Source organism: Streptomyces sp. Je 1-79 (genome assembly GCF_025195125.1).
In the GTDB taxonomy this organism is placed as follows: Bacteria; Actinomycetota; Actinomycetes; order Streptomycetales; family Streptomycetaceae; genus Streptomyces.
On sequence record NZ_JAMGSL010000003.1, the window covers coordinates 514,830 to 535,305 of the forward strand.

Sequence of the window (20,476 nt, forward strand, 5' to 3'; positions counted from 1 at the left end):
ACGGTCACGGCTGAAAACAGTTGCTGCTAGTTTCGGCAACATCTTGCGACAGTGAAGTCAGCAGGAGGACAACATGGCCAGAAAGACCGTGGCCGCTGCACTCGCCCTCGTGGCGGGAGCCGCTGTGGCCGTCACGGCGCCGACCCCCGCGCAGGCCGCCCCGCCCGGTGAGAAGGACGTCACCGCGGTGATGTTCGAGTGGAAGTTCGCCTCCGTGGCGAAGGCCTGCACCGAGCAGCTCGGCCCCGCCGGTTACGGCTACGTCCAGGTCTCGCCGCCCCAGGAGCGGATCCAGGGCTCCACCTGGTGGACCGCGTACCAGCCGGTCAGCTACAAGATCGCCGGACCTCTCGGCGACCGCACCGCATTCAAGTTCATGGTCGACACCTGTCACGCGGCGGGCGTGAAGGTCGTCGCCGACTCCGTCATCAACCACATGGCGAACGCGTCGGGTACGGGAACGGGCGGGACCTCGTTCTCCAAGTACGACTACCCCGGCCTGTACTCCGGCGGCGACATGGACGACTGCCGGGCCACCATCTCGAACTACCAGGACCGGGCCAACGTCCAGAACTGCGAGCTCGTCGGCCTGCCGGACCTCGACACCGGCGAGGACTGGGTGCGCGGCCGGATCGCCGCCTACCTGAACGACCTGCTCTCCCTCGGTGTGGACGGCTTCCGCGTGGACGCGGCCAAGCACATGCCGGCCGCGGACCTCGCGAACATCAGGTCGCGGCTGAGCAACCCGGGCGTCTACTGGAAGCAGGAGGCGATATACGGGGCCGGTGAGGCGGTCTCCCCGAGCGAGTACCTGGGCAACGGAGACGTGCAGGAGTTCCGCTACGCACGGGACCTCAAGCGGATCTTCGGCTCGGAGAAGCTCGCGTACCTGAGCAACTTCGGGGAGTCGTGGGGCTACATGGCCTCCGGCAAGTCCGGTGTCTTCGTCGACAACCACGACACGGAGCGCGGCGGCGACACCCTCAACTACAAGAACGGCTCCGCCTACACCCTGGCGAGCGTCTTCATGCTCGCCTGGCCGTACGGCTCTCCGGACGTCCACTCCGGCTACGAGTGGTCCGACAAGGACGCCGGCGCACCCAACGGCGGCCAGGTCAACGCCTGTTACAGCGACGGCTGGAAGTGCCAGCACGCCTGGCGCGAGATCGCCTCGATGGTCGGCTTCCGCAACGCCGCGCGCGGCACCGCGGTCGGCAACTGGTGGGACAACGGCAACAACGCGATCGCTTTCGGCCGGGGAGGCAAGGCGTACGTCGCCCTCAACCACGAGGGCTCGTCGCTGACCCGCACCTTCCAGACGGGGCTGCCGGCCGGAACCTACTGCGACGTGCAGTCGAACACGGGCGTGACGGTGAACGCGGCCGGCCAGTTCACGGCGACGCTGGGTGCCCACACGGCCCTGGCCCTGCACGTCAACGCCAAGAGCTGCGGCGGCGGTACGACGACCCCGCCGCCGGCCGCCACGGGCGCCTCCTTCAACGTCGGCGCCACGACGGTCTCCGGCCAGAACATCTACGTGACCGGCAACCGCGCGGAGCTGGGCAACTGGTCCCCGTCCGCGGCCCTGAAGCTGGACCCGGCCTCGTACCCGGTCTGGAAGCTCGACGTCTCCCTCCCGGCGGGCACCGGCTTCGAGTACAAGTACCTCCGCAAGGACGCGGCCGGCAACGTGACCTGGGAGTCCGGCGCGAACCGCGTCGCGACGGTCCCCGCCTCCGGCCGGACCGTCCTGAACGACACCTTCCGCAACTGACCACACCTCCCACCAGGGCCGCCCCGCCGGGGCGGCCCCCCTTCCCGTACCTCCAGGGAGAACCCCCGTGATACGCAAGAGAACGGCGGCCGTCGTGGCCACCGCCCTGTGCGCGGCGCTGGTGCCCGCCCTCCCGGCAGCCGCCGTGCCGCCGCCCCCGCCCCCGCCGTCCGACCGGGCGCTCGCGGCACAGCCGGCCCGCCACGACCTCACCCGCGAGCAGTTCTACTTCGTCCTGCCCGACCGCTTCGCCAACGGCGACACCGCCAACGACCGCGGCGGCCTCACCGGCACCCGGCTCCAGACCGGCTTCGACCCCGCCGACAAGGGCTTCTACCAGGGCGGCGACCTCAAGGGGCTCACCAAGAAGCTCGACTACATCAAGGGTCTCGGCACCACCGCGATCTGGATGGCGCCGATCTTCAAGAACCAGCCCGTCCAGGGCACCGGGAAGGACGCGAGCGCCGGCTACCACGGGTACTGGATCACCGACTTCACCCAGGTCGACCCGCACTTCGGGACCAACGCCGACCTGGAGCGGCTGATCGACCAGGCCCACGCCAAGGGCATGAAGGTCTTCTTCGACGTCATCACCAACCACACCGCCGACGTCGTCGACTACCAGGAGAAGACCTACTCCTACCTCTCCAAGGGAGCCTTCCCCTACCTGACGAAGGACGGCGTCCCCTTCGACGACCGCAGCGGCACGTTCCCGCGCGTCGACACCGACTCCTTCCCCCGCACCCCCGTCGTCCCCGCCGAGAAGAAGAACCTCAAGGTCCCCTCCTGGCTCAACGACCCGACGATGTACCACAACCGGGGCGACTCGACCTTCGCCGGAGAGTCCTCCCAGTACGGCGACTTCGTCGGCCTGGACGACCTGTGGACCGAGCGTCCCGAGGTCGTCGAGGGCATGGAGAAGATCTACCAGCGCTGGGTGCGCGACTTCGACATCGACGGCTTCCGCATCGACACCGTCAAGCACGTCGACACCGCGTTCTGGACCCAGTGGGCCACCGCCCTGGACGAGTACGCCGCCAGGCGCGGCCGTGACGACTTCTTCATGTTCGGCGAGGTCTACTCGGCCGACCCGGCGGTCACCGCCCCCTACGTGACCGAGGGCCGCCTCGACGCCACCCTGGACTTCCCGTTCCAGGACGCCGCCCGCGCCTTCGCCTCCCAGGGCGGTACGGCGGACAAGCTGGCGAACCTCTTCGGCCAGGACTACCGCTACACCACCGACAAGGCCAACGCCTACGAGTCGGTGCCCTTCCTCGGCAACCACGACATGGGCCGCTTCGGCACCTTCCTCACGCAGGACAACCCCAAGGCCGGCGACGCCGAACTCCTCCAGCGCTACCGGCTCGCCAACGAGCTGATGTTCCTCACCCGCGGCAACCCCGTCGTCTACTACGGCGACGAGCAGGGCTACACCGGCGCCGGCGGCGACAAGGACTCCCGCCAGACTCTCTTCGCGTCGAAGACCGCCGACTACCTGGACGACGACCAGCTCGGCACCGACCGCACCCACGCGAGCGACGCCTACGACGCCTCGCACCCGCTGTACCGGCAGATCGCCGCCCTCTCCAGGCTCACGCGCGAGCACCCGGCGCTGCGCGACGGCGTCCAGGAGCAGCGGTACGCCGAGGGCTCCGTCTACGCCTTCTCCCGTACCGACGCCCGCACCAAGAACGCGTATGTCGTCGCGGTCAACAGCTCCACCGAGGCGAAGACCGTCGAGATCCCGACCGGCTCCGCGGGCATGCGCTTCACCGCGATCCACGGCGGCGACGCCCGTGTCACCAGCGCCGGTGACACGAAGATCAAGGTGACCGTCCCGGCGCTCGGCTCCCTCGTGCTCAAGGCCGAGAAGCCGCTCGGTGCGCCCGCCGCCACGCCGAAGATCACGCTGAAGGGCCCCGAGGCCGGAGCCACCGGCACCGTCGAGCTCTCCGCCGACGTCACCGGCGGACAGCTGAACCGCGTCGTCTTCGCCGCCCAGACCGGCAACGGCAGGTGGCAGGTCCTCGGCTCCGCCGACCACGCCCCCTACAAGGTCACCCAGAAGATCACCGCGCCCGCCGGAACGGCCCTGCGTTACAAGGCCGTCGTCGTCGACAGCGCCGGCCGCACCGCGAGCGCGACCGCCACGACCACCAGCGGCGCCCCGGCCGTCGAACAGCCGCCGACCGCCACCCAGCGCGACTACGCGATCGTCCACTACAAGCGCGCCGACGGGAACTACGACGACTGGGGCCTGTACACCTGGGGCGACATCGCCGACGGCGAAGGCACCACCTGGCCCGCCGGCAAGCCCTTCACCGGCCGTGACGCCTACGGCGCCTTCGCCTACGTCAAGCTCAAGCCCGGCGCCTCCTCGGTCGGCTTCATCGCCGTGAACAAGGACGGCGTCAAGGACACCGACGCCGACCGCGCCGTCGACCTCTCCAAGACCGGCGAGGTCTGGATCGAGCAGGGCAGGCCCGAGGTCCTGAACGCCGCGCCCGAGGGCGCGTACCCGCCCCAGGACACGACGAAGGCCGTCCTGCACTACAAGCGGGCCGACGGCGACCACACGGGCTGGGGCCTGCACACCTGGACCGGCGCCGCCAACCCCACCGACTGGAGCAAGCCCCTGGAGCCGGTGCGCACCGACGCCTACGGAGCGGTCTACGAAGTCCCGCTCGCGGCCGGCGCCACCTCCCTCTCGTACATCCTGCACAAGGGCGACGAGAAGGACCTGCCCACCGACCAGTCCCTCGACCTGAAGGCCCAGGGCCACGAGGTGTGGATGCTCGGGGGCCAGGAGAAGTACCTGCTTCCGCAGCCCAAGGGCAGCGGCGCCGCGCTCGACCTCACCAAGGCCCAGGCCGTCTGGATCGACGACACCACCCTCGCCTGGAACGGCAGCGACGCCGCAGCCTCCAGCGTCCTGCTCTCCTCGCGCTCCGGATCGATCGCCGTGAAGGACGGGTCCCTCACCGGCGACCGCCAGGTGCTGCGCCTGAACCCGGCGCGGCTGACCGACGCCCAGAAGGCGGCCTTCCCGCACCTGAAGTCGTACGGCGCCTTCACCGTCGACCCGCGCGACCGCGACCGGATCCGCGCGGCGCTCCGGGGCCAGCTCGTCGCCGCCCAGTACGCGGCGAACGGCGCCGTCCTGACCGCCACGGGCGTCCAGCTCGCCGGCGTCCTCGACGACCTCTACGCCCCGAAGGCGACCCGGGCCGACCTCGGCCCGGTCTTCCGGAACGGCCGTCCCACGCTGTCGCTGTGGGCCCCCACCGCCCAGTCCGTCGCCCTCGAACTCGACGGCAGGACCGTGCCCATGCGCCGCGACGACGCCTCCGGCGTCTGGTCGGTCACCGGCACGCGCGCGTGGACGGGCAAGCCGTACCGGTACGTGGTCAAGGTCTGGGCGCCCTCCGTCGGGCAGATCGTCACCAACAAGGTCACCGACCCCTACTCCACCGCCCTGACCACCGACTCCGCCCAGAGCCTGATCGTCGACCTCGCGGACCCGAAGCTCGCCCCCGCCGGCTGGAAGAGCCTGGCCAAGCCCGCCGCCGTACCGCTGCGGGACGCCCAGATCCAGGAGCTCCACATCCGCGACTTCTCGATCGCGGACACCACGGCCGTCCCGGCCCACAAGGGCACCTACCTCGCCTTCACCGACACCGGCAGCAAGGGCTCACGGCACCTGAAGGCGCTCGCCGCCTCCGGCACCTCCTACGTCCACCTGCTCCCGGCCTTCGACATCGGCACCATCCCCGAGAAGAAGTCCGCGCAGACCGAACCGGCCTGCGACCTCAAGGTCCTCGCCCCCGACTCCGAGGAGCAGCAGGCCTGCGTGTCCGCCGCCGCGGCCAAGGACGCCTACAACTGGGGCTACGACCCGCTGCACTACACCGTCCCCGAGGGCTCCTACGCCACCGACCCCGAAGGCACCCGCCGCACGGTCGAGTTCCGGCAGATGGTCGCCTCCCTCAACGGCGCCGGGCTGCGCACGGTCATGGACGTCGTCTACAACCACACCGTCGCGAGCGGCCAGGCCGACAAGTCCGTCCTGGACAGGATCGTGCCCGGCTACTACCAGCGCCTCCAGGCCGACGGCTCCGTCGCCACCTCCACCTGCTGCGCCAACACCGCGCCCGAGAACGCCATGATGGGCAAGCTCGTCGTCGACTCGATCGTCACCTGGGCCAGGCAGTACAAGGTGGACGGCTTCCGCTTCGACCTCATGGGCCACCACCCGAAGGAGAACATCCTCGCCGTCCGCAAGGCCCTGGACGCGCTGACCGTCGCCAAGGACGGCGTCGACGGCAAGGCGATCGTCCTCTACGGCGAGGGCTGGAACTTCGGCGAGATCGCCGACGACGCCCGCTTCGTCCAGGCCACCCAGAAGAACATGGCCGGCACCGGCATCGCGACCTTCTCCGACCGGGCCCGCGACGCCGTTCGCGGCGGCGGACCCTTCGACGAGGACCCGGGTGTCCAGGGCTTCGCCTCCGGCCTCTTCACCGACCCCAACTCCTCGACCGCCAACGGCACCCCGGAGCAGCAGAAGGCCCGCCTCCTCCACTACCAGGACCTGATCAAGGTGGGCCTGTCCGGCAACCTCGCCGGCTACACCTTCACCGACACCTCCGGCCGTACGGTCAAGGGCAGCCAGGTCGACTACAACGGCGCCCCCGCGGGATACGCCGCCGCCCCGGGCGACGCCCTCGCCTATGCCGACGCCCACGACAACGAGACCCTGTACGACGCGCTCGCCTTCAAGCTCCCGGCGGCCACCTCGGCCACCGACCGGGCCAGGATGCAGGTCCTCGCCATGGCGACGGCCACGCTCTCCCAGGGCCCGGCGCTCTCCCAGGCGGGCTCGGACCTGCTGCGCTCCAAGTCGCTGGACCGCAACTCGTACGACAGCGGCGACTGGTTCAACGCGATCCACTGGGACTGCCGGGACGGCAACGGCTTCGGCCGCGGCCTGCCGCCGGCGGCCGACAACAAGGCCAAGTGGGGCTTCGGGAAGCCGCTGCTCACCGCCCCGTCCCTGACGGTCGGCTGTGCGCAGATCGACGGCGCCTCGGCCGCCTACCGGGACCTGCAGAAGATCCGTACGACCGAGTCCGCCTTCTCCCTCGCCACCGCCGGGCAGGTCCAGGACGCCCTGTCCTTCCCCCTCTCCGGAACCGGTGAGACCCCGGGCGTGATCACCATGCGCCTGGGCGACCTGGTCGTGGTCTTCAACGCCACGCCGGAGCGGCAGACCCAGCGGGTCGCCGCCCTGGCCGGGAAGGGCTACGCCCTCCACCCGGTCCAGGCCGGGGGCTCGGACGCCACCGTCAAGTCCGCCTCCTACGCGTCCGGTTCGGGCACCTTCACCGTCCCGGCCCGCACGGTGGCGGTGTTCACGGCCCGGTGAGCGCCTTCTCCAGCAGCGTGACCCCGTAACGCGTGCCGTCGGCGGCGAGCTTCCCGAGCTCCTCGCCGACGACCGTGTAGCCCGCGGCTTCGTAGTACGTACGGAGCCGCGGGTTGCCCGTCACACAGTCCAGCCGGGCCACCCCCCGCCCGCCGGCCGCGATCCGCTCCTCGGCATGCGCGAGGAGGGCGCGGCCGGCGCCGGCGGGGGCGCTCTCCCGGTCGGTCATCAACCGGTGGACGTACCCCGCGACCGGCGGCTGCGGGCCCCACGCCTGCTCGTCCTCCCACCACAGCTCGTACGCCCCGACCGCCCGGCCGGCGGCCGACGCCAGCCACACCTCACCGGCCGCGATCCGCTCGCGGAAGTGCGCCGCACTCCTGCCGCCCGGCTTCCACTGGTCGATCCCGTTGCGCACCATCCAGCGCGCGGCCCCGTCGAACAACCCCACCAGCAGCTCCAGATCGCGCTCGTCCGCCTGCTGGAAGGTCACTTGTGCGTTCATGGCGATCACCGTAAGGGTGGGGCCAGACATCCGTTCGACCGGGAGCGACTCATGCCGCAGATCACCGTGGACCACTCCGCGCCGCTCGACCGGCGCGGCTTCGCGCTCGCCCTGCACCCGCTCGTCGTGGAGACCGTCGACACCCGGATCGAGGCCTGCAAGACCCGCTTCCGCGAGGTCGGGGAGGCCGTCGTCGGGGACGGTGCGACCGACGACGGCCTCGTCCATGTCGAGATCGCGCTGCTGCCCGGCCGCACCGACGAGACGAAGGCCCGCCTCGCGGAGGCCGTGCTCGCGCTGCTGCCCGCGTACCTCAAGGAGACGGACGGCGTCCGGCTCTCCGCCGAGATCCGCGACCTCGAACCCTCCTACCGGAAGGCCTGACCGCCCTGCGCCGGCACCCGCGGCGCCAGCGCCACGAGCCGTCCGACCAGTTCGCCGAACGGCCCGTCGGCCGGCTCGTCGGCGAGGATGCGGATCAGGATGCCCGCCATCTCCGTGTCGTACGCCGCGCTCACCGCCGCGAGCGCCGCGAAGTCGTGCACCAGCTGAAGCTCCAGCTCCGCACGCGGCACCCGGCGCCCGTCCAGCCAGATCAGCGCCGTCGACTCGGCCAGGGACACCCAGGAACGGACGACCAGTTCGAGCCGGGCCGAGGGCTCCCCGACCTCCAGATGGGCCAGGATCTGCTCGTAGGCGGCCTGCCGCACCTCGTCGATCATCGCGTTCGTGGTCGAGGAGCCCACCGCGGGCCCGCCGCGCATCAGCGCCGCGAAACCCGGGCCGTGATCGTCGACGAAGTCGAAGAACCTGCCCATCACCCGCAGCAGCCGCGCGCCCAGCGGGCCCTGCGGCGGCTCCAGGAACCGGGCCGCCAGCTCGTCCGCCGCCCGCCGCAGGGCCGCCTCGTACAGGCTCTGCTTGCCGGGGAAGTAGTGGTAGACCAGCGGCCGCGAGATCCCCGCGGCCGCGGCGATCTCGTCGATGGACACCTCGTCGGGAGAGCGGTGGCTGAACAGCTCCAGGGCCACCCCGATCAGCTGCTGCTTGCGCTCCTCGACGCCCATCCTGCGGCGTACCCCGGTCGTCATGCGAACAGCCTAACGGGCGTCCGTTACGCTCCCACGACATGAGCACCAACGGTTTGAGCCCGAAGCAGGCCCGCCAACTGCGCATAGCCGCCGCGTCCGTCCTGCTGGTCGCCATGGCGGCGGTCCTGGTGATCCGCCTGGCCAGCCGCACGTCCGTCCTGGTCGTCGGCGTCTACGGGCTCGCCATGATCCTCTGCGGCGTCGTGATCGAGCTCTCCCGAAACGGCCGTACCCGTCTGGGCACCTGGCTCCTGGTGGGCGGCCTCGCCGCCGCGCTCGCCTTCGACTGGCTGATCCTGCCCTGAGGCAGGATCCGGCCCCCTCTTCCAGAGGTCGAGAACCAGCTTTCTAGAGGTCGAGAACCAGCCGTTCTCCGGCACCGCGCGAGACACAGATCAGGATCGAGTCACCGCGTTCGGCGTCCGTGAGGAGCTCGTCCCGGTGATCGACCTCCCCCTCCAGGACCCGCAGCCGGCAGGTCCCGCAGAAGCCCTGCTCGCAGGAGTACGCGACCCCGGGCACCTCGGTGCGGAGCGCGGCGAGCACCGTCTGGTCCGCTGCCACGGTCAACGTCCGTCCGCTGCGGCGCAGTTCGACCTCGAAGGCGCCGCCGCCGGCCGTCGCGGCGGGGGCGAACCGCTCCAGACGCGGGGTCCGGCCCGCCGGCATCGCGGCGGCCACCGCGTCCATCAGCCCCTCCGGCCCGCAGCAGTACACCGCCGTCTCCTCGAGAACCTCGGCGAGGAGACCCAGGTCGGGGCGGCCCGACTCGTCCTCCGCGACGACCGTCACCCGGGAGCCGCCGAGCTTCTCGATCTCGTCCAGATACGGCAGGGTGGCGCGGCTGCGCCCGCAGTACAGCAGCCGCCAGTCGGCCCCCGCCGCCTCCGCCGCGCGCAGCATCGGCAGTACGGGGGTGATGCCGATGCCTCCCGCCACGAAGACGTACGCGGGCGCGTCGACGAGCGGGAAGCGGTTGCGCGGGCCGCGGATCTCGATCTCCGTTCCCTCGTGGAGCCGTTCGTGCACCTCGCGCGAGCCGCCGCGGCCGTCCTCGACGAGACGGGTCGCCACCGTGTACGCGTCGGTGTCGGCCGGGTCCCCGCACAGCGAGTACTGCCGTACGAGTCCCGACGGCAGTACCAGGTCGACGTGGGCACCCGGCTGCCAGGCGGGCAGGCCGGTGCCTTCGAGCCGGAGCCTGACCACGCCCTCGGCGGGCTCGGTGCGCTCGGTGACCACGACCCTCCGGGTCACGGTCGCGAGCCGGCCCCGGCCCGAGACCGGCTTGTCGAGGGCGGGCATGGGCCACAGCGGGGCGGCGTTGATCCGGCGGCGCATGGCCCGCTTGGCGAGGACCGCGGCCCCGGCGATCAGGACGACGGTACGCAGTCGGGGCATGGTCAGCGACCTCCGTTGGCGCCGGGGGAGTCGGCCAGGTACGCGACGGCCTGCGCGGTGTTCCCCTCCTGGGAGGGGTGGTAGGCGCGGCTGAGGTAGCGGGGGATGGCCCGGAGCAGGTCGGGCGTGGACGGCAGCACACCCTCCCGGCCCTTGCGGACGAGCTGGCCGACCGAGGCCCTGCCGTCGATGAGGGTGGGGTCGTTCTCCATGAAGAAGCGGGTGCCGCGCTGCCAGAGGAAGACCATCGCGGTGAACGCGGTGGCCCAGGTGCGGGCCCGGCGCCTGTAGCCGCCGTCGAGGTGCATGAACAGCTCGAAGGCGACGGAGCGGTGCTCGACCTCCTCGGCGCCGTGCCAGCGCAGCAGGTCCAGCATCGTCGGGTCGGCGCCGCGGCGGTCCAGCTCCTCGGCGTTGAGCACCCAGTTGCCGAGGAAGGCGGTGTAGTGCTCGATGGCGGCGATGAGCGCGACCCGCTCCATCAGCCACCAGCGGCGGGCCCGGCCGGGCGGCAGGGTCCGGTCGCCGAGCAGCTTCTCGAAGAACCAGTCCACCTGCGCCGTGTACGGCGTGGGGTCCAGGCCGAGCTTCTTGAGGTGCGGGAGCACGTCGTCGTGTGCCTGGGAGTGGACGGCCTCCTGGCCGATGAAGCCGATGACGTCCCTACGCAGCCGGTCGTCGGTGATGAACGGGAGCACCTGCTTGTAGACGTGCACGAACCAGCGCTCGCCGGCCGGGAGCAGCAGGTGCAGCACGTTGATGGTGTGGGTGGTGAACGGGTCGCCGGGAACCCAGTGGAGCGGGGTCTCCTCCCAGTCGAAGGAGACCTTGCGGGCCTTGAGTTCGATGTGCTCCGACGCCACCGGTGCAGGCTGCGTATTAGACATGCCGTCAATGTACTGAGGGGTAAGCAGTTGGCAACAGAGCCGTGCACGAGATTTCCCACGGTCACACGGGCGCCCGTACGCGCGCCTGGGGAGCCCTGTGGCGTGCGCGCCCGTACGCGCCTGCCTAGCCCTGCGGGCTACCGCAGCGCTCCCACCCTCGTGCCGTTCCTCAGCGTGCCGTCGAGGTCCGCCCGCGCGCCCGCCTTCGCCCGTACCGCCAGCAGCGGTCCCTCCGCCTCGCCCTTCACCCCGCCCGTGGTCCGCAGCGACACGAAGTCCCCGCTGCCCGCCGCCAGGACGTACCACCGGCCGCTCTTCGCCTGCCACAGCACCCCGGCCAGGACCCGGGGCTCGTGCGCCCCGCACGCCGGGGACTCCTCGGCCCGCGCCACGACGGCCGCGGCCACCCCCGGCGCCGGGACCTGGAACTGGGCGAGCACCCGGCTGCCCGTGCCACGCCAGGTCTCGGCCCGCGCGCACACCCAGGCCGCACGGCCGCCGTCCTCCGGCAGCCGCTGCTCGGCGAACGCCCAGGCGTTCACCGACCGCACCCCGTGCGAGCGGACCGCCGTCAGCCGGCACGCCGCCCGCTCCCACACCGATCGCGCCGCCTTCCCCGTCACGTCCACGGGCGCCGTCGGCGGGCCCGAGGTCAGCCGGGCGGGCGCCAGTTCGCCCAGGTCGGCCAGGAGCCGCACCCCGGTCGCGTCCCGCACCTGGAGCGTGTTCCACACCGTGCACCCCCGAGCCTGCGCGGGGCTGAGCATCGCACTTGTCACCCCGTGCGCGTCCCGCTCCAGGCGCCAGGGCTCCTTCGCCGGCGCCAACAGGTCCCGTACGGTCGTCTCCCGTACCCAAGGGGCCGTCAGATAGCGCACGTTGGCCGTGGTCCGCGAGAGGACGAGAGCCGCCGAGCCGACCGTGTCCGCCCCGTCCGTGCGCGCGAAGTCCAGCGCCGCCCCGGCCGTCCCCGCCGTCGGCTCCGCGTACCGCACCGCCCGCAGCCCGTCGTGGAACAGCACCACCCGCGACCCGTCCACCTCGCCCGCGTACAGCAGCTGAGGCGAGCCCATCGGCGGCCCCACCGGCGTCCCCGGCGTCGCCGAGGAACGCACCGAACCGCCGGGCCGGGCCCACACCGCGAGCGCCCGCCGCAGCAGCGACCGGTCGTCCACCAGGTCGCCCCGGGCCGGCCAGACCGAGAAGTCCGTCCGCGCCGAGCTCTGCCAGAACCCCGCCGGGACGCGTCTCAGCCTCCCCGGGTCGAGCGCCGCCTCGGCCGCCGGATTGCGCGCGTACGAGGGCGCGGCGGCCCCGCCCCGCCCCCACCCGTCGCCGGGCAGTCCGAGCAGCGTCCCGCACACCAGCACCGCCGCCGCGGCGGCGAGCGCCGCCCTGCCGTGCTGACGTCGGCGCATCAGATCCGTCGGCCTGGCCTGGAGCGAACACGGGTCGAACTCGGGCGAGTCCAGCAGGCCGGCCGCCCCGATGCCCAGCGCCGCCTCCACCTCGTCGGCCTCGGCGAGCGCCGCCCGCGCCTCCGGCTCCGCCACACCGGCCGCCACGAGCACCCGCAGCACCCCCGGGTCGCCCTGCCGCTCCAGACACCGCAGCACGTACACCGCGCGCGCCGGCCCGGACAGGGCGGAGAGCTTCTGGTCCAGGGCCAGTTCGTCGGCCCCGCCCGCGCGCGGGAACAGCCGTAGCCCCCACACGTGCGGCAGCAGGGGCGGGAACTGCGCCCGCTGCGGCAGCGCCCGCCGGCGCAGCGGCAGACCCGCGACCAGCGCCTGCCGCAGCACCTCGCCCCGGACGTACGCGTACCCCGGGTCGACCGCGTCCTCGGATCTGCGCGGGCCCGGAGCGCGGGCTGCGGAGGTCCGGCGGCCCGGCAGCGACCGCTGGACGAGCGCGTGCGCCGTCAGCACCCGCCGGTTGCGCCCCAGCGAGGGCGGCAGCACGAGGTACGCGATCCGGACCAGCCGCGGATAGTGCTCGACGAGCGCGGCCTCGGCCTGTTCGACATCGACCGGGCCGAGGGGGGAGGAGGCGAGTTCCTGGGTGCTCACGTTCAGCAGAACGAGCGAATCATCCGATGGTCACCCCGGCGGACGGGCGCCCCGCCCGGCCGTCGCGCCTCAGGCCTCGTACACCGTCAGCCGCTCGCGGATCACGCCCGTCACCTCGTCGGGGATGCCGAGCCCGTCCCGTACGTACGCCTCCATCGACCCGTGCCGGACCGCCACCTCGTCCAGCGCCGCCGCCAGATACTCCGGTACGACCCCGATCAGGGCCAGCGCCAGCTCCGGGTCGCCGCCCTGCGCCGTGAACCCCTCGATCATCGGCGCGAACGCCTGCCGCACCGCCGGGTTGACCGACAGGTACTCCGCGAGGACCGTCTTCTCGTCCGCGCCGAGCAGCGACAGCACGACCGTCGCCGCCCAGCCCGTACGGTCCTTGCCCGCCGTGCAGTGGAAGAGCAGCGGACCGCCGTGCGGATCGCCCAGCTCGGTGAGGAACGCCCCGTAGGCGAGGCGGGCGGAGTCGCTCGACACGAAGGCCCGGTACGTCCGGGCGAAGGCCTCCTGCGCCTTCCCGCCGCCGAGCACCTGCTCGGCCAGCGTCGGATCCGTGAGCAGGGTCTTCAGCCGGGCGGCCGGCGGCAGGCCGCTGACGGCCAGATGGTCGGCGAGCACGTCCGCGAGGAGCAGCCGCCCGCCGGCCGGAACGTGGTCGGGCCGCTCCGCGCGCTCCAGCGCCGTCCGGAAGTCGACGACGGTGCGGATGCCGAGTCCGGCCACGGCGGGCTCGGCCGGATCGAGCCGGTCGAGCTGCGCGGACCGGAAGACCCGTCCCGAGCGGACACTGCGTCCCCGGCCGAGAGGGAGGGTGCCCAGGTCGCGGAGGTTGGCGACGCTGGCTGCGGGGATGGCGGGCATGGTGTCGACTCCTCCGGATCGGTACGTCATCGGGACGTATCAGACCAAACCGTAACCGATCGGATTCGACTCTCGCCTTCACGCGACCGGGCGGGCAGGATGGGCGGATGCTGATGCGTACGCGACGAACGGCGACGGTGGCCGCGCTCCTTCTGGCGACGACGGTCGCGGTGACGGCGTGCCAGGCGGCGCCGGACGCGCCCGAGGAGGCGAGCGGCAGCCTGGAGCAGATAGCCGAGCGCGCCGGCTGCGCCCCGGACCTCCAGACGGACGCCGCGGAGCTGCGCCAGGCGCAGTGCGCGACGGACGACGGGAAGTACGTCCTGACGACCTTCGCGACCGACCGCGGGCAGCGAGAGTGGCTCAACGAGTCGAAGGACTACGGCGGTTCGTACCTCGTCGGCCGCAAGTGGACCGTCTCGGGCGACGCCGGGACGGTGGAGCAGGTACGCGAACGGCTCGGTGGTCGGATAGAGACCACCGAGCCGCACGCCCCGCACGCGTCACCTTCCTCCGGTTCCTCCGGACACGGGTCCGGACACGAGTCCGGACATGGCTCCGGGCACCACTAGGAACAGCGGCGCCCCTCGTTGATGCAGCTCACCACCTTCCGCATCAGCCGTTGGTCGAAGACGTTGATGAAGTCACCGTGGTCGGTGATCGGTTTGTGCAGCTGCTCGGGGAACGAGTCGACCGCGAAGCCGGGGCCCGGGGGAACGTCGTAGACGATCCGCTGGACGAGCTGCGGGATGGCGCGGAAGCCGTTGCCGCAGCGCCCGCTCGCCGGGTCGGCGAAGGCCACGTGGGTGCGGTGGTTGGCGCTGTCGGTGTTCTGCCCGTCCCAGCAGCTCTGGAAGCGGAACGTTCGCACCACGTTGCTGCCCTCGGGGCAGATCGGGTACTTGTCCTTCAGCTGGCGGTCCTCGAAACCGGTGCAGGACCATGAGGCGTTGGCGTTGGCGTCGCCGTTGGTGAAGGCCTTGGCGTCGCCCGTGATGATCCGCAGGAAGCGGGGCATCGCGGTGACCCGGGAGACCGGGCTGCCGACGAAGTTCAGGGTGACCTGCGCGGGCGTCTGGATCTCGCCGACGTTCTGGTCCTTGCCGCCGCCGTCCGCCTGGGCGTCGTTTTCCTCCTGCCCGTTCTGGAGCCGGAGCACGGGCCAGTAGTACGTCGAACGGTCGCCCTGGTTCCGGCAGGTGGTCTGGCCGCGGGCCAGGTCGTCGTCACTGGCGAAGGCGTCGTTGGCCTGGTTCCCGACGTAGTCGTGCATGTGGTGGGCGCCGTTGCTCACGCCCGGCGCGACGATGACGTTGTCCGGGTTGAACTTGCCGTTCTGGTTCGTGCCGCAGTTGGTGGCGAACGAGCCGCGCGAGGCGCCGCGGCGCTGCTGGGGGCGGTTCACGTTCGGCTGCACGGTGGTGATGTCGACGAAGTCGGAGGCTTCGGGGCCGTTCCCGGCCTGCCCCTGGCCCTCTTCCTCCTCCTGCCCGCCGTCTCCGTTGTCGCCGCCGTCGCCGTCGCCGCCGTCGCCGCTGTTGTCGCCGTCGCCGTTGTCGCCGCCGGCATTGCCGTTGCCGTTGTTGCCGTCTCCGTTGTCGCCGTCGCCGCCGTTGTTGTCGTCGCCGTTGTCGCCGCCGGCATTGCCGTTGCCGTTGCCACCCGTGTCGTCGTCGTCCGCGCGCAGGGTGCACGGTGCGAGACCGGTGAGCTGCTGGCCGCCGACCATCTGCTCGATCCGCTGCAGGATGTTGACCCGCTCGTTCTTCAGCGGGGTCAGGATCTGCTGCTCGGCGAACGCGGCGTCGCTCTCCACCCGCTGCTTGTTGTCCGCCATGCGCTGGTACGCGACGGTGATCTGGCTGTCCATGGTGGCGAGTTCGCGGTCCACCGAGGTCCGTGCGGACCCGGGCACCTCTTTCAGTTCGTCGCCCACGTCGGGACAGTCGATCGTGGAGACCGCGTTGTTCTGCCGGTCGGGCGGCTGCGGCCGATCGCCCCAGCCCTGGCCGGCCGAAGCGTAGACATTGGCGGCGATCAGGCCGCCCCCGCCCAGAATCAGGGCGACGGAGGCGGCCACCGCTCGTTTCGCGCGTGTCGAACGTTTTCTTGTGCGTCGCATGGGACTTCATACGGACGGAAGGCCCCGCGTGTTCAGCCGAACCGAGACGGACATCAGTCCGATCCGTCAGCCCAGGTCGTCACTCCGAAAGGAGCGCCGCCTCCCGCTCCGGGGCGAGGCCCAGCGGCGGCCGGTCCGGGCGCTGCGGCGCCGTACCGCCGATCGACCGCAGCCAGGCCCAGGTGTCCGCGACCGTCTCGGCCGCCGGGCGGCAGCGCAGCCCCGCCGAGAGCGCCTTGGAGACATCGGCGGTGTGCATCGCGTCGTACAGCTCGCCCGGCGGAATCCACACCGGCAGGTCGGACCAGGGCTCGACGCCGGCCGCCAGGAGCGTCTCGGGGTCGGTCCACCGCAGTTCGGCGTCCGAGCCGGTCGCCCGCACACAGGCGTCGAGCAGCTCGCCCATGGTGGTGTGCCCCGGCGGCGAGACCAGGTTGAACGGGCCCGAGAGCCCGGCCTCCGCCGCGTCGAGCGTCCACTCGGCCAGATCGCGGCCGTCGATGTACTGGATCGGCAGTGCGCGCGGCCCGGGCGCCAGGACCGGGCCGCCCCGGGCGATCCGCCCCAGCCACCAGGGCAGCCGGCCCACGTTCTCGTACGGGCCGATGATCAGCCCCGCGCGGACGAGGAGGGTGCGGTCGGGTCCGAAGGCCTCGACGGCCGCCAGTTCGCCGCCCCGCTTGGCCTCGCCGTACGGCACCTCGCCGGCGTCCGGCGAGCCCTCGGTCAGCGGGCCGTCCTCGGCCAGACCCGCGGCCGGCGGCCAGGCGTACACGGAACGGCTCGACACGTAGACGAAGCGGTCCGCGCGGTCCGCGAGCAGCCGGGCCGCGTCGCGGACGACCGAGGGCGCGGCGGACCAGGTGTCCACGACGACGTCCCATGTGAACTTCCCGCCAGGGTTCCCGTCGAGGTTCGCGTCGAGAGTCGCGTCGGGGGTCGCCCCGGGGTTCGTGTCGGGGTTCGCGGCGGCGGTGAGCGCGGCGAGCCCGCCCGGGGCCGTGCGGTCGCCGATGAGGGAACGGGCCCCGGCCGGCGGCTCGTGGCGGCCGCGGTGGAAGACCGTCACCTCCCAGCCGCGTGCGAGCGCCGCCTCGGCCACCGCCCGTCCGACGAATTCGGTTCCGCCCAAGATCAGAAGTCGCATGCCACGACTGTGCCTCGCGGACGGGGGCGGTGCCCAGCGGTTCCTCCACAGGAGAAATGCGGGGTGGTCTCCCGCTCCGGACGCCGGGGTGTCACCATGGCCGAATCATGACGGAAGCCCGGTCGCCGATACGCGCCCTGCGAGCCGCACTCTTCGCGGCGGTGTGCGTGACATTGGCTGCAGTGGGGCATTCATCCATGTCTGCGCACCAGATACCCGCGGGATCGCTGTACGCGGCCTTCGCCGTCACGGGAGCTCTGGCATGGACGGCGGGCGGCCGCAGGCGCGGTCCGTACGCGATCGCCGGCGGACTCGCGGCCGTACAGGCGGCCCTGCACATGATCTTCTCCGCGGGCGAGGGCAGGGGTACTCCCGGCCACGCGGCGATGGCGGACCACGCGGCCATGGGCCACATGTCCATGGAACCGACGACGGTCTCGGCGATGGTTCCGGCCATGGAGACGGCCACCGGCCACTCCTCCGCCGGCATGATCGCCGCCCACGCCCTCGCCGCCCTCGTCTGCGGCCTCTGGCTGGCCAGGGGCGAGGCCGCGCTCTTCGCACTCGCCCGCACCGTCGGGGCGTTCGCCTTCGCCCCGCTGCGGCTGCTGCTCGCCGTCACCCGCGTGCCCGAGCTTCCGAACCCCGTACGCCCGCGCCCGCGCACCCGCCGGCTGCACGGCGTCGTCCTCGCGCACACCCTCTCCCGGCGCGGCCCGCCCCGGCTGTCCGTACCCCGCGCCACAGCCCTCGGAGCTCACGTCTGACCCGGGGGCCGATTCCCCCTGTCGACACCGACTCCTAGGACAGTCATGACCATTGACGATCCCGCGCGCCCGGACACCGCGGAAGCGCCCCCCACCAGCCCCGAAGAACCGACGGCCACCGCGACCGGCACAGGCACCGCGACCGGGACCGGGAAGGGGGCGGGGAGCTGGAGCGCGCTGCGCCCCCTCGTCCTCCGACTCCACTTCTACGCCGGCGTGCTCATCGCCCCCTTCCTGCTCGTCGCCGCGGTGAGCGGCCTGCTCTACGCGCTCTCCTTCCAGGCCGAGAAGATCGTCTACGCGCACGAGCTGGAAGTCCCCGTCGGCGACACGGTCCTGCCGCTCTCGCAGCAGGTCCACGCCGCCACCAAGGTGAACCCCGACGGCACCGTCACCGCCGTCTGGCCCTCCTCCGAGGAGGGCGCCACCACCCGCGTCCTCATGGCCGACCCGGACGTGGAGGAGGGCAAGTCCCTCGCCGTCTTCGTGGACCCGTACACCGCGGAGGTGCGGGGGCAGCTCCCCAGCTACGGCAGCTCCGGCGCGCTTCCGCTGCGCGCCTGGATCGACGAACTCCACCGCGATCTGCACCTGGGCGACCTCGGCCGCAACTACAGCGAGCTGGCGGCCAGCTGGCTGTGGGTGATAGCCCTCGGCGGCCTGGCGCTCTGGATCGGCCGCAAGCGGAAGAACCGCCGGTCCCTCGTCGTCCCCGAGCGTGGCCCGAAGTCCCGCCGCCGCACGCTGTCCTGGCACGGCACGGTCGGGCTGTGGGCGGTCGCCGGTCTCGTCGTGCTCTCCGCGACCGGTCTGACCTGGTCGCGGTACGCGGGTGAGAACATCGGCGCGGTCCAGGACCAGCTCGGCGGCGCCACCCCGACGGTCTCCGCGGCCCTCGAAGGCGCGGCCGGCGGCTCCTCGGAGCACGAGGGCCACGGCGCCGGCCACGAGGCCCCGGCCGCGAAGGGCCCGGACGTCGGCATCGACGCGGTGGTCGAGGCGGCCCGCGCGAAGGGTGTCGAGGGCAAGGTGTCCGTCGTCCTGCCCTCCGAGGGCAAGGGGTACGTCGTCAAGGAGACGGACGCCCAGATCCCGGTGCACCTGGACTCGGTGGCGGTGGACCCGGCGGACGGCACGGTCATGGACGAACTGCGGTTCGCCGACTACCCGGTGCTCGCCCAGCTGACCCGCTACGGCATCGACGTCCACATGGGCGTGTCCTTCGGCCTGTTCAACCAGCTGGCGCTCGCCGCCCTCGCCCTCGCGCTCGTCCTGCTGATCGTCTGGGGCTACCGGATGTGGTGGCTGCGCCGCCCCGGCCGGCCGGTCGCGCGGGGGGCGTGGCGGAAGGTTCCGCCGACGATGCTGCTGCCGCTGCTCGCGGCCACGGCGGTCGTGGGCTGGTTCGTCCCGATGCTGGGCCTCAGCCTGGTGGCGTTCCTGCTCGTGGACCTCGCCCTCGGCCTGGTGGCCAGGGTGCGGGCGAGGTCCCGGACGGCCTGATCAGGGCGCGTACTTGTAGCCGACCCGCCGCACGGTCTGGATCGTGTGGCGGTGCTCGGCGCCCAGCTTGCGGCGGAGCCGCGCCACATGGACGTCGACGGTCCGCCCGTCGCCCACATGCCCGTACCCCCAGACCGTCGTGACCAACTGGTCGCGGGTGTGGACCCGGTGGGGGTGGGCGACGAGGTGGGCGAGCAGCTCGAACTCGAGGTACGTGAGGTCCATCGGCTGCCCGTCCACGACGGCGATCCGCCGGGCGCCGTCGATGGCCACCGGCCCCTGCTCCTCCTCCACCGGGGGAGCGGGGGAGGGGGAGGGGGCGGCGGCGGGGGTCAACGGGGCGTGCCGGTCGGCCGGTACGAGCACGAGATAGCCGACCATCGGCGGCCGCCCGGGCAGCGTCGGCAGGGCGTGCGGCGGGGCGGGCAGCAAGGTGGCGCCGGGCGGCAGGAACTCCGCCACCTGGGAGAGGTCGACGACCTCGTTGGGATCGACGGCTCGGAGTCGGTGACGTCCCGGACGGAGGGCCGTGAGGGAAGCGGTCTGGGTGTGGGCCATGAGAGGTCAGCTCTTTCGCGCGAGTCGGAGACGTACTACGTCGTTCGCGCGTCGGCCGAAGGCCGCTGGACCGGTCACATACCGGTCGGGGCGTTAGAGGGCCGACGCGTTCCGCACGCGCCGACAGCACCGGTCGAAGTCGTGGTGCTGCCGGGAAGGCCAGAACGGCTCGAGGTCGAGTCGACCTGTCGCGGTGTCGTTCTGGGTGATGGCCATATCCCTACTCTACTACTCGGGAATGCCCACGACGACCCCCTTTACCGGCCCAGACCGGCCTCGATCGCCTCGCGGCCCGCCTTACGGCGACCGGCGGCCGGGAGGAGCGGCGACGCCGAAGGGGCGCCCACCGTTCGCCGG

16 protein-coding genes are annotated in these 20,476 nt (G+C 72.2%); 7 read left to right on the plus strand and 9 right to left on the minus strand.

Annotation, left to right across the window (positions count from 1 at the left end):
• The first annotated feature begins 73 nt into the window (after positions 1-73).
• Both M5362_RS07735 and pulA read left to right on the plus strand, forming a co-directional pair.
• The gene (locus tag M5362_RS07735) at positions 74-1,774 is read left to right on the plus strand and encodes a carbohydrate-binding module family 20 domain-containing protein (protein WP_260226586.1); all 1,701 of its coding nucleotides are present in this window, start codon (positions 74-76) and stop codon (positions 1,772-1,774) included.
• A 67-nt stretch (positions 1,775-1,841) separates the two neighbouring features.
• A complete protein-coding gene (pulA, locus tag M5362_RS07740) occupies positions 1,842-7,199 on the plus strand; it encodes a pullulanase-type alpha-1,6-glucosidase (protein WP_260226587.1) in 5,358 nt (1,785 codons plus the stop codon).
• Here pulA and M5362_RS07745 read toward each other — a convergent pair.
• Entirely contained in the window at positions 7,186-7,704 is a 519-nt protein-coding gene (locus M5362_RS07745; RefSeq protein ID WP_260226588.1) for a GNAT family N-acetyltransferase, read from the minus strand. The genes pulA and M5362_RS07745 overlap by 14 nt on opposite strands.
• A gap of 51 nt (positions 7,705-7,755) precedes the next feature.
• Between M5362_RS07745 and M5362_RS07750 the strand changes: the two genes are divergently transcribed.
• Entirely contained in the window at positions 7,756-8,088 is a 333-nt protein-coding gene (locus M5362_RS07750) for a 5-carboxymethyl-2-hydroxymuconate Delta-isomerase (RefSeq protein WP_260226589.1), read from the plus strand.
• Here M5362_RS07750 and M5362_RS07755 read toward each other — a convergent pair.
• Positions 8,073-8,795: a TetR/AcrR family transcriptional regulator gene (locus M5362_RS07755; RefSeq protein WP_260226590.1), complete on the minus strand. Its 723-nt coding sequence runs from the start codon at positions 8,793-8,795 to the stop codon at positions 8,073-8,075. The genes M5362_RS07750 and M5362_RS07755 overlap by 16 nt on opposite strands.
• A gap of 38 nt (positions 8,796-8,833) precedes the next feature.
• Here M5362_RS07755 and M5362_RS07760 point away from each other — a divergent pair, with 38 nt between their 5' ends.
• Positions 8,834-9,100, plus strand: a complete 267-nt coding sequence (locus M5362_RS07760; RefSeq protein ID WP_260226591.1) for a hypothetical protein — start codon at positions 8,834-8,836, stop codon at positions 9,098-9,100.
• A gap of 43 nt (positions 9,101-9,143) precedes the next feature.
• Here the strand turns inward: M5362_RS07760 and M5362_RS07765 are convergent, their stop codons facing one another.
• From M5362_RS07765 to M5362_RS07780, 4 genes are all read right to left on the minus strand, one after another.
• Entirely contained in the window at positions 9,144-10,202 is a 1,059-nt protein-coding gene (locus M5362_RS07765; RefSeq protein WP_260226656.1) for a PDR/VanB family oxidoreductase, read from the minus strand.
• Entirely contained in the window at positions 10,199-11,083 is an 885-nt protein-coding gene (locus tag M5362_RS07770; RefSeq protein ID WP_260226592.1) for a metal-dependent hydrolase, read from the minus strand. The genes M5362_RS07765 and M5362_RS07770 overlap by 4 nt, the downstream gene beginning before the upstream one ends.
• Positions 11,084-11,220: 137 nt before the next feature.
• Positions 11,221-13,161, minus strand: coding sequence for a hypothetical protein (locus M5362_RS07775; RefSeq protein ID WP_261365736.1), 1,941 nt, complete (start codon positions 13,159-13,161; stop codon positions 11,221-11,223).
• Between the two features lie 60 nt (positions 13,162-13,221).
• Positions 13,222-14,022, minus strand: a complete 801-nt coding sequence (locus M5362_RS07780) for a tyrosine-protein phosphatase (protein WP_260226594.1) — start codon at positions 14,020-14,022, stop codon at positions 13,222-13,224.
• 113 nt (positions 14,023-14,135) lie between these two features.
• Here M5362_RS07780 and M5362_RS07785 point away from each other — a divergent pair, with 113 nt between their 5' ends.
• Positions 14,136-14,594, plus strand: coding sequence for a hypothetical protein (locus tag M5362_RS07785; RefSeq protein ID WP_260226595.1), 459 nt, complete (start codon positions 14,136-14,138; stop codon positions 14,592-14,594).
• Here M5362_RS07785 and M5362_RS07790 read toward each other — a convergent pair.
• Both M5362_RS07790 and M5362_RS07795 read right to left on the minus strand, forming a co-directional pair.
• Complete coding sequence (locus M5362_RS07790; RefSeq protein ID WP_260226596.1) at positions 14,591-16,144, minus strand: DUF1996 domain-containing protein; 1,554 nt, start codon at positions 16,142-16,144, stop codon at positions 14,591-14,593. The genes M5362_RS07785 and M5362_RS07790 overlap by 4 nt on opposite strands.
• Before the next feature lie 79 nt (positions 16,145-16,223).
• Complete coding sequence (locus tag M5362_RS07795) at positions 16,224-17,291, minus strand: NAD-dependent epimerase/dehydratase family protein (RefSeq protein ID WP_260226597.1); 1,068 nt, start codon at positions 17,289-17,291, stop codon at positions 16,224-16,226.
• A 197-nt stretch (positions 17,292-17,488) separates the two neighbouring features.
• On the opposite strand from M5362_RS07795, the gene M5362_RS07800 reads away from it, so the two are divergent.
• Together M5362_RS07800 and M5362_RS07805 are read left to right on the plus strand one after the other, a co-directional pair.
• Positions 17,489-18,058, plus strand: coding sequence for a hypothetical protein (locus tag M5362_RS07800; RefSeq protein ID WP_260226598.1), 570 nt, complete (start codon positions 17,489-17,491; stop codon positions 18,056-18,058).
• Positions 18,059-18,103: 45 nt separating this feature from the next.
• Positions 18,104-19,561: a PepSY domain-containing protein gene (locus M5362_RS07805; protein ID WP_260226599.1), complete on the plus strand. Its 1,458-nt coding sequence runs from the start codon at positions 18,104-18,106 to the stop codon at positions 19,559-19,561.
• Here M5362_RS07805 and M5362_RS07810 read toward each other — a convergent pair whose 3' ends face one another.
• A complete protein-coding gene (locus tag M5362_RS07810; protein ID WP_260226600.1) occupies positions 19,562-20,119 on the minus strand; it encodes a winged helix-turn-helix domain-containing protein in 558 nt (185 codons plus the stop codon).
• Positions 20,120-20,476: the final 357 nt, after the last annotated feature.